This window comes from Sorangium sp. So ce185 (assembly GCF_051526825.1).
In the GTDB taxonomy this organism is placed as follows: domain Bacteria; phylum Myxococcota_A; class Polyangia; order Polyangiales; family Polyangiaceae; genus Sorangium; species Sorangium cellulosum_D.
Map to the genome: position 1 here is coordinate 8,885,816 of NZ_CP150316.1, position 13,212 is coordinate 8,899,027.

The 13,212-nt window shown below is 70.4% G+C and carries 11 protein-coding genes; 8 read left to right on the forward strand and 3 right to left on the reverse strand.

Annotation, left to right across the window (positions count from 1 at the left end; translation table 11 throughout):
* Positions 1-92 precede the first annotated feature (92 nt).
* From glmU to WMF26_RS32555, 7 genes are all read left to right on the forward strand, one after another.
* Positions 93-1,454 (forward strand): bifunctional UDP-N-acetylglucosamine diphosphorylase/glucosamine-1-phosphate N-acetyltransferase GlmU, encoded by a 1,362-nt coding sequence (gene glmU, locus WMF26_RS32525; RefSeq protein WP_437995889.1) that lies wholly within the window; start codon positions 93-95, stop codon positions 1,452-1,454.
* Positions 1,455-1,563: 109 nt separating this feature from the next.
* Positions 1,564-4,479 (forward strand): monovalent cation/H+ antiporter subunit A, encoded by a 2,916-nt coding sequence (locus WMF26_RS32530; RefSeq protein ID WP_437995890.1) that lies wholly within the window; start codon positions 1,564-1,566, stop codon positions 4,477-4,479.
* The gene (locus WMF26_RS32535; RefSeq protein WP_061628451.1) at positions 4,480-4,824 is read left to right on the forward strand and encodes a Na+/H+ antiporter subunit C; all 345 of its coding nucleotides are present in this window, start codon (positions 4,480-4,482) and stop codon (positions 4,822-4,824) included. It begins immediately after the preceding gene.
* The gene (locus tag WMF26_RS32540; protein WP_437995891.1) at positions 4,821-6,479 is read left to right on the forward strand and encodes a monovalent cation/H+ antiporter subunit D; all 1,659 of its coding nucleotides are present in this window, start codon (positions 4,821-4,823) and stop codon (positions 6,477-6,479) included. Before WMF26_RS32535 ends, WMF26_RS32540 begins: the two co-directional genes overlap by 4 nt.
* 5 nt (positions 6,480-6,484) lie before the next feature.
* On the forward strand, positions 6,485-6,973 hold the full coding sequence (locus WMF26_RS32545; protein ID WP_438002470.1) for a Na+/H+ antiporter subunit E: 489 nt from the start codon (positions 6,485-6,487) through the stop codon (positions 6,971-6,973).
* Positions 6,970-7,248 (forward strand): K+/H+ antiporter subunit F, encoded by a 279-nt coding sequence (locus tag WMF26_RS32550; protein WP_437995892.1) that lies wholly within the window; start codon positions 6,970-6,972, stop codon positions 7,246-7,248. The genes WMF26_RS32545 and WMF26_RS32550 overlap by 4 nt, the downstream gene beginning before the upstream one ends.
* The gene (locus WMF26_RS32555; RefSeq protein ID WP_437950053.1) at positions 7,245-7,598 is read left to right on the forward strand and encodes a Na+/H+ antiporter subunit G; all 354 of its coding nucleotides are present in this window, start codon (positions 7,245-7,247) and stop codon (positions 7,596-7,598) included. The genes WMF26_RS32550 and WMF26_RS32555 overlap by 4 nt, the downstream gene beginning before the upstream one ends.
* A gap of 166 nt (positions 7,599-7,764) precedes the next feature.
* On the opposite strand, the gene ribA is transcribed toward WMF26_RS32555, so the two are convergent.
* The 3 genes from ribA to WMF26_RS32570 all read right to left on the reverse strand — a co-directional run bounded on the left by ribA (position 7,765) and on the right by WMF26_RS32570 (position 11,074).
* Positions 7,765-8,451: a GTP cyclohydrolase II gene (ribA, locus tag WMF26_RS32560; protein WP_437995893.1), complete on the reverse strand. Its 687-nt coding sequence runs from the start codon at positions 8,449-8,451 to the stop codon at positions 7,765-7,767.
* A gap of 273 nt (positions 8,452-8,724) precedes the next feature.
* A complete protein-coding gene (locus WMF26_RS32565) occupies positions 8,725-9,231 on the reverse strand; it encodes a sirohydrochlorin chelatase (RefSeq protein WP_437995894.1) in 507 nt (168 codons plus the stop codon).
* Positions 9,232-9,271: 40 nt separating this feature from the next.
* On the reverse strand, positions 9,272-11,074 hold the full coding sequence (locus WMF26_RS32570; RefSeq protein WP_437995895.1) for an acyl-CoA dehydrogenase: 1,803 nt from the start codon (positions 11,072-11,074) through the stop codon (positions 9,272-9,274).
* Between the two features lie 590 nt (positions 11,075-11,664).
* Between WMF26_RS32570 and WMF26_RS32575 the strand changes: the two genes are divergently transcribed.
* The gene (locus WMF26_RS32575) at positions 11,665-13,170 is read left to right on the forward strand and encodes an FAD-dependent monooxygenase (RefSeq protein ID WP_437995896.1); all 1,506 of its coding nucleotides are present in this window, start codon (positions 11,665-11,667) and stop codon (positions 13,168-13,170) included.
* Positions 13,171-13,212 lie beyond the last annotated feature (42 nt).

Here is a 13,212-nt window from a genome sequence, read left to right on the forward strand (position 1 = left end):
CGGGGCGGAGGGTGATAGGCTCCGGGGCGATGGCGACCGCCCAACCCACCCCGCTCACCGCTGTCGTTCTCGCTGCCGGACAAGGGACTCGGATGAAGAGCGCCCGACCGAAGGTGCTCCACGAGCTCTGCGGCCGGCCGATGATCCACTACGTCGTCGACGCGGCCCTCGCCGCGGGCGCCTCGGACGTCGTGGTCGTCGTCGGCCACGGCCGCGACGAGGTCTCCGCCTACCTGGACAGGGCGTTCGGCGCCCAGGGAAAGAACGTCCGCACCGCGCTCCAGCCCCAGCAGCGCGGCACCGGCGACGCGGTCCGCTGCGCCATGCCGCACCTCCAGGCGACCGCCGAGGCGGTGCTGATCCTGTGCGGCGACACGCCGCTGCTCGATCCGGAGCAGCTCGCGCAGCTCCGCGGGGCGCTCGACGGCGCGGGCGACGCGCCGATGGCGATGCTCACCGCGCAGGTCGCCGATCCGACGGGCTACGGCCGGATCCTGCGCGACGGCGCGGGGCGCGTGATCGGCATCCGCGAGCACAAGGACGCGAGCCCCGAGGAGCGCGCGATCACCGAGGTCAACCCCGGCGTGTACCTCGCCCGCGGCGCCTTCCTCGAGCGCGCGCTCGCCGGGCTGACGACCGACAACGCGCAGGGCGAGCTCTACCTCACCGACATCGTCGCGCAGGCGGCGAAGGCCGGCGGCGCCGCGGTGGTCGTGGCGCGGGACGCCGGCTCGCTCGTGGGCATCAACGACCGCGCGCAGCTCGCCGCCGCCGAGGAGGTGCTCTACGGCCGCATCGCCGACCGGCTGCGCCGGAGCGGCGTCACGATCCGGACGAGCGCCCGCGTCGACGCCGGCGTGGTCGTCGAGCCGGACGCGGTGATCGAGCACGCGGCGGTGCTGCGGGGCCAGACGCGGATCGGCGCGGGCGCGCGCGTCGACGTGGGCTCGGTGCTCACGGACGTGGTCGTCGAGGCGGGCGCCTCGGTGAAGCCGTACACCGTCGCGTCGCAGTCGTCGATCGGCGCCGGCGCGCAGATCGGGCCGTTCTCGCACCTCCGCCCGGACAGCCAGATCGAGGCCGACGCGCACATCGGCAACTTCGTCGAGACCAAGAAGACGGTGGTCCGCAAGGGCGCGAAGGCGAACCACCTCGCCTACCTCGGCGACGGCGACATCGGCGAGGGCGCCAACGTCGGCGCCGGGACGATCTTCTGCAACTACGACGGCTTCCGGAAGCACCGGACCGAGATCGGCCCCGGCGCGTTCATCGGCAGCGACTCGCAGATCGTCGCGCCGGTGAAGATCGGCGCGGGCGCCTACGTGGCGACGGGCACCACCGTGACCCGCGACGTGCCGGCGGACGCGCTGGCGATCGGCCGGGTGAAGCAGGAGAACAAGGAGGGCTACGCCGGCAAGCTGAAGGCGCGGCTGAAGGACGCGGCGAAGAAGTAGCCGGCGCGGCGGCGCGGCCTCAGGCCCCGGGCCGACGAGGTCGCACCGCAGCTTGAGAACCGCGGGATATGGCTGAAACCGGCGCGGTCAGCCAGTACACTCGCGCGCCATGCCCGCGGTCGCCCTGCTCCTCTTGCCATTTCTTGGAAGCGTGCTCACCGCTATCCTGCCGACGCGGGCGCGGTCCGAGCTCGCGGCTTGCGCAGGGCTCGTGTCGGCCGGCGCGGCGGCCTGGGTCATCAGCCTATTCCCGCGGGTGCGTGACGGGGGCGTGATCCGCGAGACGATCTCGTGGGTGCCTTCGCTCGGCCTCGATCTGGTCCTTCGGATCGACGGGTTCGCGTGGATGTTCGCCGTGCTCATCACCGTCATCGGCGCCCTCGTCTGTCTGTACGCGCGCTACTACATGTCCCCCGAGGATCCGGTGGCGCGCCTATACGCGCTCTTCCTCGCGTTCATGGGCGCGATGCTGGGCGTCGTGGTCTCGGGCAACCTCGTTCAGCTCGTGGTCTTCTGGGAGCTCACGAGCCTCGTTTCGTTCCTGCTCATCGGCTACTGGCATCACCGGGTGGACGCGCAGCGGGGCGCGCGCATGGCGCTCACCGTGACCGGCGCGGGCGGGCTCGCGCTCCTCGGAGGCGTGATCATCCTCGGCCACATCGTCGGCAGCTACGAGCTCGATGTGGCCCTCGCCTCGGGCGACCGCGTGCGGGCACACCCGCTCTACCCAGCCGCGCTCGTCCTCATCTTGCTGGGTGCGCTCACCAAGAGCGCTCAATTCCCGTTTCACTTCTGGCTGCCGCGGGCGATGGCCGCGCCCACGCCGGTGTCCGCCTACCTGCACTCGGCGACCATGGTGAAGGCGGGCGTATTCCTGCTCGCGCGGCTCTGGCCGGTGCTATCGGGGACCGAGCTGTGGTTCTGGATCGTCAGCGGCGCGGGCATGACGACGCTCCTGCTCGGCGCGTACATCGCGATGTTCCAGAACGATCTGAAGCGCGTGCTCGCCTACTCGACCGTCAGCCACCTCGGCCTCATCACGCTCCTCTTCGGGCTCAACAGCTCGCTCGCTGCCGTCGCCGGGGTGTTTCACATCATGAACCACGCGACGTTCAAGGCCTCGCTGTTCATGGCCGCGGGCGTCGTCGACCACGAGACCGGGACGCGCGATATCCGTCGCTTGAACGGCCTGATTCGTTCCATGCCTCGCACCGGCGCGCTGGCGCTCGTGGCGAGCGCCGCGATGGCCGGCGTGCCGCTGCTCAACGGCTTCCTGTCGAAGGAGATGTTCTTCGCCGAGACGATGTTCTTGTCCGCGCACCCCTCGGTGGAGGTGGGGCTGCCAGCGCTGGCGACGATCGCGGCGATCTTCGCGGTCGTGTACTCGCTGCGCTTCGGCTACGACATCTTCTTCGGCCCGCCGTCGACCGATCTCCCTCGGCACCCGGAGGAAGCCCCGCGGTGGATGCGGACGCCGATCGAGCTCCTGGTGCTCAGCTGCCTCATCGTCGGCGTCGCGCCGACGATCTCCATCGGGCCATCGCTCGCGACGGCGGCCCGCCCCGTCGTCGGTGGGACGCTCCCCGACTACAGCCTCACCATCTGGCACGGCTTCAACCCGCCTTTCGTCATGAGCCTCGTCGCCATCTCAGGCGGCGTCGTCGGGTACCTCTGGTTGCGCAAGCATCAGGAGCAGGGGCGGCTCCAGGATACGCCCTTCGTCGGACGGCTCAACGGGAGGCGGCTGTTCGAGAGCGCGCTGTTCGGGCTCACGCGCCTGTCGCGGAGGGCGCTTCGGCTCGTCGGGACTCGACGACTCCAGACGCAGATGTTCACGATCGTCGCGGTCGCGCTCCTCCTCGCGCTCCTCGCGGCGCACGGCGTCCCGCTCGAGTGGGGCGACCGGGACAGGCTGCCCGCGTCGCCTGCGTTCGTGCTCTTGTGGGTCATCGGGGCGGTCTGCGCGGTCGGCGCTGCCGTGATGGCGAAGTTCCACAGGCTGATCGCGATCACGTTGATGGGCGGCGCGGGCCTCGTCACCTGCCTGACGTTCATGTGGTTCTCGGCGCCCGACCTCGCCCTCACGCAGATCGTCGTGGAGGTCATCACCACCATCCTGTTTCTGCTCGGGCTGCGCTGGTTGCCGATGCGCATCGAAGGGATCTCCCGTCCGGTCACGGCCCGCGACAGGGTGCGGCGCGCGCGCGATCTGCTGCTCGCGATCGGCGCCGGCAGCGGCCTCGCCGCGCTCTCCTATGCCATGCTGACCCGGCCGGCGCCGCACAGCATCTCGCCGTTCTTCCTCAGCCGCGCGCTGCCGGAAGGAGGGGGCGCCAACGTCGTCAACGTCATGCTCGTCGACTTTCGCGCCTTCGACACGCTCGGCGAGATCACGGTCCTCGGCGCGGTCGCGCTCACGGTCTACGCCCTCCTGCGCCGCTTTCGACCGCCCCCGGAGAGCATCGAGCAGCCCGAGCAACAGAGAGCCTTGCCGGCCGACGTCGTCACCGACCTCGTGAAGCCGCGCACGGCCGAGGACGCCGCGCGCGGATACATGATGGTGCCGGCGGTCATCGCGCGCCTGCTCCTGCCGGTCTCCGTCCTCGTCGCGGCGCACTTCCTCCTTCGTGGGCACAACGAGCCAGGCGGCGGCTTCGTGGCCGGGCTCGTCATCGCGATCGCGATGCTCATGCAGTACATGGTCTCGGGGGCGCTCTGGCTGGAGGCGCGCGCGCGCCTCCGTCCGGTGCGCTGGATCGCCGTGGGGCTGCTGCTCGGGGCGGCCACGGGCCTCGGCGCGCTCACCGTCGGCTATCCCTTTCTCACGACGCACACCGCGCATGTCAGGCTGCCGCTGATCGGCGAAGCGCACCTGCCGAGCGCCACCTTCTTCGACCTCGGCGTGTTCGCGGTCGTCGTGGGAGCGACGCTCCTCACCCTCACGGCACTCGCTCACCAGTCGCTACGTGCGCACCGGCGACCAGCCCAGAGCCCGGCGTCGTCGACGAGCGAGGGCACGAGCTAGATGGAAGCCCTGCTCGCGCTCGTCATCGGTGTGCTCGGCGGGTCCGGGATCTGGCTCGTGCTGCGCCCGCGGACCTTCCAGGTGATCATGGGGCTCACGCTGCTCTCTTACGCGGTGAACCTCTTCATCTTCAGCATGGGGAGCATCTTCATCGACAAGCCGCCGCTCGCGCGGCCCGGCGTGCCTGCCGATCTTCAGCACTACACGGATCCGATGCCGCAGTCCCTCGTGCTCACGGCCATCGTCATCGGCTTCGCGACCACGGCGCTCTTCCTCGTCGTGCTCCTCGCTTCGCGCGGCTTCAGCGGCACCGATCACGTGGACGGGACGAGGGAGGAGCCATGACCGAGCGCTTCCCGCACATGATCGTCGCGCCCGTCGTGCTGCCGCTGATGACGGCGGCCCTGTTGCTTCTGCTCGGTGCGAAGCGCAAGCGCGCCAAGTCGATCGTCAACATCGGCGCGGCCTTGGCGGGCCTCCTCGTGGCGCTGGAGATCATGCGCGGCGCCGACGCTGGCGGTTCGTCCGGCGCCGTCGGTGTGTATCTCATGTCGAACTGGGAGGCGCCTTTCGGGATCGTGCTCGTCGCGGACCGGCTCTCTGCGCTCATGCTGGTGCTGGTCGGCGTGGTGAGCCTCTGCGCTGCCCTCTACGCGGAGGCCGCGTGGGGTCGCGCGGGCGCGTACTTCCATGCGCTCTTCCAGATTCAATTGATGGGGCTCAACGGCGCCTTTCTCACGGGAGACCTCTTCAACCTCTTCGTGTTCTTCGAGGTGATGCTCGCGGCATCGTATGGCCTGCACCTCCATGGATCCGGGTGGCCGCGGGTGCGCTCGGGGCTCCACTACATCGCCGTGAACCTGCTCGCGTCGTCGCTCTTCCTCGTCGGCCTCGCGGTGCTCTACGGCGTCGTGGGCACGCTCTCCATGGCCGACATCGCCGAGAAGCTCGCGCTCGTCCCGGCGCGCGATCGCGGGCTCTTGCACGCAGGCGCGGCGGTCCTCGCCGTGGCGTTCCTCATCAAGGCGGCGATCTGGCCCCTCAACGCCTGGCTGGTGCCGGCCTACTCGGCCACGAGCGCGCCTGTCGCGGCGCTCTTCGCGCTGATGACGAAGGTGGGCATCTACGCGCTCGTTCGCTTGTGGACGCTGCTCTTCTCCGCGGGCGCTTCAGCGCAGTTCGGGGGGACAGTGCTGCTCTACGCGGGGCTCGCGACCATCGCCTTCGGCGCGATCGGCCTCATGGCCTCCATGTCCCTCGGGCGCATCGCGGGCTTCTCGGTGATCGTGTCGTCGGGGACGCTCCTCGCGTCGCTCGGGACGGGGACGCCCGCGGTGACGTCGGCGGCGCTGTTCTACATGCTGAGCGCCACGTTGGCGGTGAGCGCTCTCTTCCTCCTCGTCGAGCTGGTGGAGCGCATCGGCTCCGATGGACAGCGGCGGGTGCCGGACCTCGACGTGGAGCCGGGCGAGGACACCAACCTCGATGACGAGGAGGCGCCGCTCGTCGCCCGAGCGTTTCCGGTGTCCATCGCGTTGCTCGGCCTGGCGTTCATGGTCTGCGCGCTGCTCGTCGCAGGGCTGCCGCCGCTCTCGGGCTTCGTCGCGAAGGCCTCGTTGCTGACCGCCCTCCTGTCGCCCCGAGGGGGCGGCCACGCGAGCGCCAGCGCCGCCGTCCCGCCCGCCGCGTGGCTCCTCTTCGGGCTGCTGCTCCTCTCGGGGCTCGCGGCCACCATCTCCCTCGCGAGGGCGGGCATTCGACACTTCTGGTCGTCGGGCGGGCGGCTCCCGCCCAGCTTGAAGGTCGTCGAGGCGGCCTCCGTCCTCGGCCTCGTCCTCTCTTGCATCGTGCTCACGCTGTGCGCTGAGCCGGTCATGCGCACCACGAGCGCGACTGCCGCGGGGCTGCACTCGCCGAAGGCGTACATCGAGGCCGTCTTGTCGATGAGGCCTCGTCCGGGCCCGACGCGCCCCGCGATCGAAGAGGAGGGGGCACCGTGACCTTCATCGAGAAGCCCGTGTTCGCGCCGCTCTTGTCCGCCGCTCTGTTCGCGTTGTGGCTGGCGCTCGCGCGCTCGACGAGCGTGGGCCAGGTCGTCCTGGGGCTAGGGCTCGCGCTGGCGGTGCCGCTCCTCACCTCGGCCCTGCGGCTGACGAACGTCCGGGTGCGGCGACCGCTGGTCGTCGCGCGCTTCATCCTGAGGGTCGGCTACGACGTTTTGCTCTCGAATCTCCAAGTCGCCTGGGGCGTGGTCGCGTGGCGATGGCGGCGACCCCAGTCGAAGTTCGTGATCGTGCCCCTCGATCTGCGTGACCCCCTCGGGCTGGCCGCGTTATCCATGGTGACGACCGTGGTTCCGGGCACCGTGTGGTCGGAGCTCGCGCTCGACCGCAGCGCGCTCTTGCTGCACGTGTGGAATGTCGGCGATGAAGGCGCCTTCGTCGCCCATTTCAAGGCTCGCTACGAGGAGCCTCTCCGGGAGATCTTCGAATGAGCGCACTTCTGTCTGGCGCGATTGCCTTCGCGCTCGGCTGCTACGCCGTCGCGTCGGTCCTGGTGGTCGTCAGGTTGGTCCGCGGGCCGCGGGCGCAGGACCGCGTGTTCGCGCTCGATTTGCTCTACTTCCACGCGATGCTGGTCATGCTGGTGCTGGGTATTCGTCACCGGAGCGACACATACTTCGAAGCCGCGCTGTTGATCGCGCTCTTCAGCTTCGTGAGCTCATCCGCGATGGCGAAGTTCATCCTGCGCGGGGAGGTGATCGAATGAACCAGCTTCCCCTCTGGGTCGAGGCGGCGGTCGCTGCGTTGCTCGTGCTGAGCGGCCTGTTCGTGGTCATCTCCGCGTTCGGGTTCCTGCGCCTGCCAGACTTCTTCCTGCGCATGCATCCCCCTGCGCTCGCGTACACCTTCGGCAGCTGGTGCGTGACGCTGGCGAGCATCCTCTACTTCTCGATGATCGAGTCCCGGCCCGTGCTGCACCCGTGGCTCATCATCATCATGCTCTCCATCACGGTCCCTGTGACCACGCTGCTCCTGGCGCGCGTGGCGCTGTTCCGCCGCCGCGCTGCAGGAGCAGCCGACACTCCGCCTCCGCTCACCCTGCGCCGCGACTCCTGAGGGCGGCTCGAGGCTGGAAGGCGGCGGTGCGCAGGCGACGATGGGCAAGGTCCGCGATCGGAGGCGGCGAGGCCTGGCGCTGGCGGGCTGCGCGCCCGGCACGCAGGAGCGCAGCCTCGCCGGCGGGGGCTCAGCGCAGGTCGCGACGCATCGCGCCCACCCCCGGCTACTCGGCGTCGCCGGCCGCGGCGCTCTCGGCGGCCGCGCCGTCGCGCAGCGACGGGATGGCGTGGCCCATCCGGAGGCGCTTCGCCTCGAGGTAGGGCGCCGAGAACGGGTTCGCGGGCACGACGGCCGGCGAGCGCGACGAGATGCGCACGCCGAGGGAGCGGAGCCCCTCCACCTTGTCGGGGTTGTTCGTGAGGAGCCGGATCGACTCGATGCCGAGGTGGTCGATCATCGCGGCCGCGGGCTCGTAGCCGCGGGCGTCGTCGGGCAGCCCGAGGATGCGGTTCGCGTCGACCGTGTCGTGGCCGAACGCCTGCAGCTGGTAGGCGCGGATCTTGTTGGCGAGCCCGATGCCGCGCCCCTCCTGCCGCAGGTAGAGCACGACGCCGAGCCCGCGGCGGCCGATCTCCGCCTGGGCCGCCTCGAGCTGCTCGCGGCAGTCGCACTTCAGCGAGCCGAACACCTCGCTGGTGAGGCACTCGGAGTGCACGCGCAGCGTGACGTCCGACTTGCCGCGCACGTCGCCCATGATCAGCGCGACGTGGTCGGGCGATAGCCCCTGCTCGGGGTTCGTCGCTCCCCCCCAATGGAACACGAGCATCTGGAAGACACCGTGCTTCGTCGGCACGGGCGCCTGCGCGCGAATATCGAGCTGAGGCCGGATCGCCGTCGTCGGGACGTACATCTCGCTCTCCTGGTGAAGGAGTCCTGGGTCTCGTGTCAAGCAAGGAGCGCCGCGTCGAGTTTGCCCGCTTACCCTGCCGATGTCCGGCCACCCCTGAAGGTGGCGTCCATCAAGTAGCGTAAGCACCGGACAGGGACAAGGTAAGCTCTCCAAGATGTTGCTCCGCGGACATGCCGGGGGCAGCTCCGCGGGCTCAGCGGCGCGCGGGCGCGGCGGTGCGCAGGTGCGGGTGCCGGTGCGGGTGCGGGTGCGGGTGCGGGTGCGGGTGCCGACCTAGCCGACGTCCCGCGCGAGCTGCGCGGCGAAGAGGCGCGCCACCGCCGTGAGGTCGAAGGGCCATGCGTAGCGGAGGGTGACCGATGGGTGCTCGGCGCGGAGCCGCGCGAGGGCCTCGGGGATCTCCACCTCGGCGTGCACGCCGCCCGGGGTCAGCATCGACGGGACCACCTCGACCTCGGTCGCGCCCCGCTGGACGGCCGTCGCGACGGCCTCGGCCAGGGTCGGGGCGCAGAACTCGTTGTAGGCGACGAGGAGCTCGGCGCCGCCGAGCATCGGGGCGAGCGCGGCGGCGAGGCGCTCGAGGCCGGCGCGGTAGGGATCGTTCTCCGGCGTGCGCGGCCAGGCGCGGACCTTCGCCTCGAGCTCGCGCTCCTCCGGGCTCGGCGCGCTGCCCCCGCCCGCCGCGCGGCGGCCCTCCAGCGCCTTCAGGCGCGTCACGAGCTCGCGCGGGCAATCCGCCGCCGGCGCCCCGTGCCCGACCAGGATGACCACCCTCTTCATTCGATCGCTCCTCTCGAGGCGCCCCGGCGCCCCGCGCCGCTCAGAACCACTCCGGCCGCATCCTCGCGTACGAGTCCTCGCCCGACCGGCAGAGCGCCGCGAGCGCCGGGGCCCGCGGCAGCTCCGTCGAGAACCAGTACTGCGTCGCGCACAGCTTGCCCTCGTAGAAGCCGGCGGGCGACGCGCCCCGGGCCAGCCCCTCGCGGGCCGCCGCGGCCATCGCGAGCCACTGCCACGCGACCACCAGGATCGAGGCGAGCTCGAGGTAGTCCGCGCTGTGCCGCAGCATCCGCTCGACGTCGCCGCGCAACCCCGCCTCGGCGAGGTGCATCGTCAGCTCCCCCAGCAGCGACATCGACGCGCCGAGCCGCTCGCACCACGCGGGCTCGACGCCGGCCCGCCGCGCCCGGCCGATCGTCTGCTCGACCTCGGCGCCGAGCGCCATGAGCGCCGCGCCGCCCCCGGCCACGACCTTGCGGCCGAGGAGATCGAGGCCCTGGATGCCCGTCGTCCCCTCGTGGATCGAGTTGAGCTTCTGGTCCCGGAGCCACGCCTCCGGGAGGTACTCGCTCGAGTAGCCGTAGCCGCCGTGGACCTGGAGCGCGAGGGCGTTCGACTCGAAGCCCTTCTCGGCGGGGAAGGTCTTGGTGATGGGGGTGAGCAGGTCGAGGAGCCGCTGCGCGCGCTCGCGCTCCGCCGGGTCCGCGGCGTGCGCGGCGAGATCGGCGTACCGCGCCGTCGTGGAGACCAGCGCGAGGCTGCCCTCCACGATGGCCTTCTGCCGGAGCAGCATGCGGCGCACGTCGGCGTGCTCGACGATCGGCACCTGCGGCGTCCTCGGATCCTTCGAGCCGAGCGGCCGGCCCTGCGGCCGGGCGAGCGCGTAGCCGAGCGCCTCGTGGTAGGCCGCCGAGGCGGTCGCCGCGGCGTTGACGCCCACCATGATGCGGGCCTCGTTCATCATCTGGAACATGTAGGAGATGCCCTGGTGCGGGTTGCCCACGAGGTAGCCGTGGCAGTCCCCGCGCTCGCCGAAGCTCATCGCGAGGCTCGGGAGCCCGCGCCAGCCGATCTTGTGGATCACGCCGGCGACCTCGACGTCGTTCGGGACGAGCCGCCCGCCCTCGGGCCGCCGCTTGGGCACGGCGAACAGGCTCACCCCCTTGATGCCCGGCGGCGCGCCGTCGATGCGTGCCAGCACGAGGTGGACGATGTTCTCGGCGAGGTCGTGATCGCCGGCCGAGATGAAGATCTTGGATCCGCGGACGAGGTAGTGCCCCGCCTCGGTCCGCTCCGCGCGCGCCTGCACGTCGGCCAGGCTCGAGCCCGCCTGGGGCTCGGTGAGCGCCATGGTCCCGGTCCACTCGCCGGCGTACAGCCGGGTCATGAAGGTGGCCTTCAGGGCGTCGTCGCCGAACGTCTGGATCAGGTGCGCCGCCGCGGTCGTCAGCCCGAGGTAGCCGCACGCGCTCAGGTTGGCCGCCATCAGGTACGCGCCGGCGAGCATGGCGACCACGAGCGGCAGCTGCTGGCCCCCGACGTCGGCCGGCCGCGCCGCGGTGAGCACGCCGAGCTCGATCATCGGCCGGAAGACCTGCTTGAGGGCGGGGTGCACCGCGACGGCGCCCCCCTCGAAGCGCGGCGGCGACGCGTCGACCGGCCGGTAGGTCGGGAACAGCACCTCCCGCGCGAACCGGCGACAGCTCTGGAGGTAGAGGTCGAACGTCTCCCGCGTGTGATCGGCGAAATAGGGGAGCTCGCAGAGGCGGGGGGCGTCGAGCACCTCGTAGAGGAGGAACTCGACGTCGCGGTCGTTGAGGAGCGGGTTCTGAGGAGCGGTCATTGTGTCGTTTGCCGGGCTTGGCGCACGCTAGGCGCGCACGCAGCGGGATGTCGAGGGGCTTCTCGCGGCGATAGGGCCGGCGAGCGTGGGCGAACGCGCGCGCGGATCGCGACGGCGCGGCGCGCAACGCCGTCGGTATCGCGGCGGCGGGTGTCGTCGGCCGGGGAGGAACCCGTCGTCATCCCGGGTGGAACCCGTGGTCAGCCGACGTGGCGCTCCTCGTCATCCAGGGTGAAGCACGGTAGCCCGCCGCATCGGGACGGCCTGTCTCTACTTCGCCGGGAACGCGGCTGTCGTGATGGCCGTGCTCCCGCGCAGGGGACACCGGCGCCAGCTGTGCGCCACCGGAGGACGGACAGCTCTTCGCCGCGGATCCGCTGACCCACTACGCCGGCGGGAACAGGCGGGTCTCGCTGAAATTTGCGCGCCGTGGTTTTGTGAGAGGGCACACACAAAACGCTCCGGGGAGAGCAACCCCCGCCTCTCTCCACTACCAACGTATGCCAGAGACGGGGGCTTGCGGCAAGCCCCTGGTCGTGCCGTACGGTCGCCGGCCGCAAGCCAGAGATGGCATGCACAGGAGGATCGAAATGCACGACGAATCCGGACGCGGTGTCGCCATGACAAAGCACGCGGTTGTGATCGCCGGAGGAGGTCCGACAGGGCTGATGTTGGCGGGCGAGCTGGCGTTGGCGAGGGTCGACGTCGCCATCGTCGAGCGGCGTGAGAGCCAAGACCTCGAGGGCTTGCGCGCAGGCGGGCTGTACATACGCACGATCGAGGTGCTCGATCAGCGAGGGATCGCCGATCGCTTCATTTCGCAAGGGCAGGTGTTTCGGAGCGCGCCCTTCGCGCGGGGCACTCTCGACATCAGCGACATCCCGGCTCGCCACAACTACTATCTCGGGCTCTGGCAGCACCGCACCGAGCGCATCCTGGCCGACTGGGTCTCCGAGCTGGGGGTGCCGATCTATCGCCGAAGTGAGGTCACGGGTTTCGCGCAGGACGACACCGGCGTCGATGTCGAGCTGTCCGACGGCCGATCGTTGCGAGCGAAGTATCTCGTCGGGTGCGACGGCGGTCGCAGCCTGATCCGCAAGAAAGCAGGCATCGACTTCCCAGGGTGGGATCCGTCGACCAGCTACTTGATCGCCGAGGTCGAGGTGGCCGAAGAGCCCGAGTGGGGCATCCGCCGTGGTGAAAAAGGCATCAATGCGATAGGCAAGCTCGAGGACGGCAAGAGCGTGCGCATGGTGTTGAATGAACCGCCCCTCGCCCAGGGCGACAAGCCGACCCTACGCGACGTCCGCGAGGCGCTCATCGCTGTCTACGGGACGGATTATGGTCTTCGCAGCGCCACCTATATCTCCCGGTTTACCGATATGGCTCGGCAGGCGGCGTCCTACCGAAACAACCGCGTGCTCTTGGCGGGCGACGCGGCGCACGTGCATTCCCCGATGGGCGGACAGGGGCTCAACATCGGTGTGCAGGACGCGGTGAATCTGGGATGGAAGCTCGCCCAGGTGGTCCACGGGACATCGCCGGAGAGCCTCCTGGACACGTACCATGCCGAGCGGCACCCGGTCGGTGCCCGCGTGCTGCGTAACACCATGGCGCTCACCGCGCTCGATCGCGGCGACGATCGCATCGAGGCCTTGCGCGGGATGATGTCGGAGCTGATGCAGAGGGACGCGCCTCGCCAGCAATACGTCGCGATGATGTCTGGTGTGGACATCAACTACGATCTCGGCGAGGGACACCCGTTGCTCGGGCGTCGCATGCCCGATCTCGACGTGGTCACCACGGACAGCCCGCAGCGCGTGTTCGCCCTGCTGCACGATGCCCGACCGGTGTTCCTAAACCTCGGCGAGCCCGGCGCCTTCGACATCCGGCCGTGGTCGGATCGGGTCCGGCGAGTCGACGCGCGATACGCCGGCGCGTGGGAGCTCCCGGTGCTGGGCGCGGTCGCTGCTCCCACCGCGGTCTTGATTCGCCCTGACGGCTACGTCGCGTGGGTCGGAGAAGGCACGGACCAGGGCCTCGGTGACGCCCTCACCACCTGGTTCGGACCGCCCACGGCGTCGACCGGCAGTTGACATAACGTACATACAATAAAGCACGATCCACCGTTCCGCCGA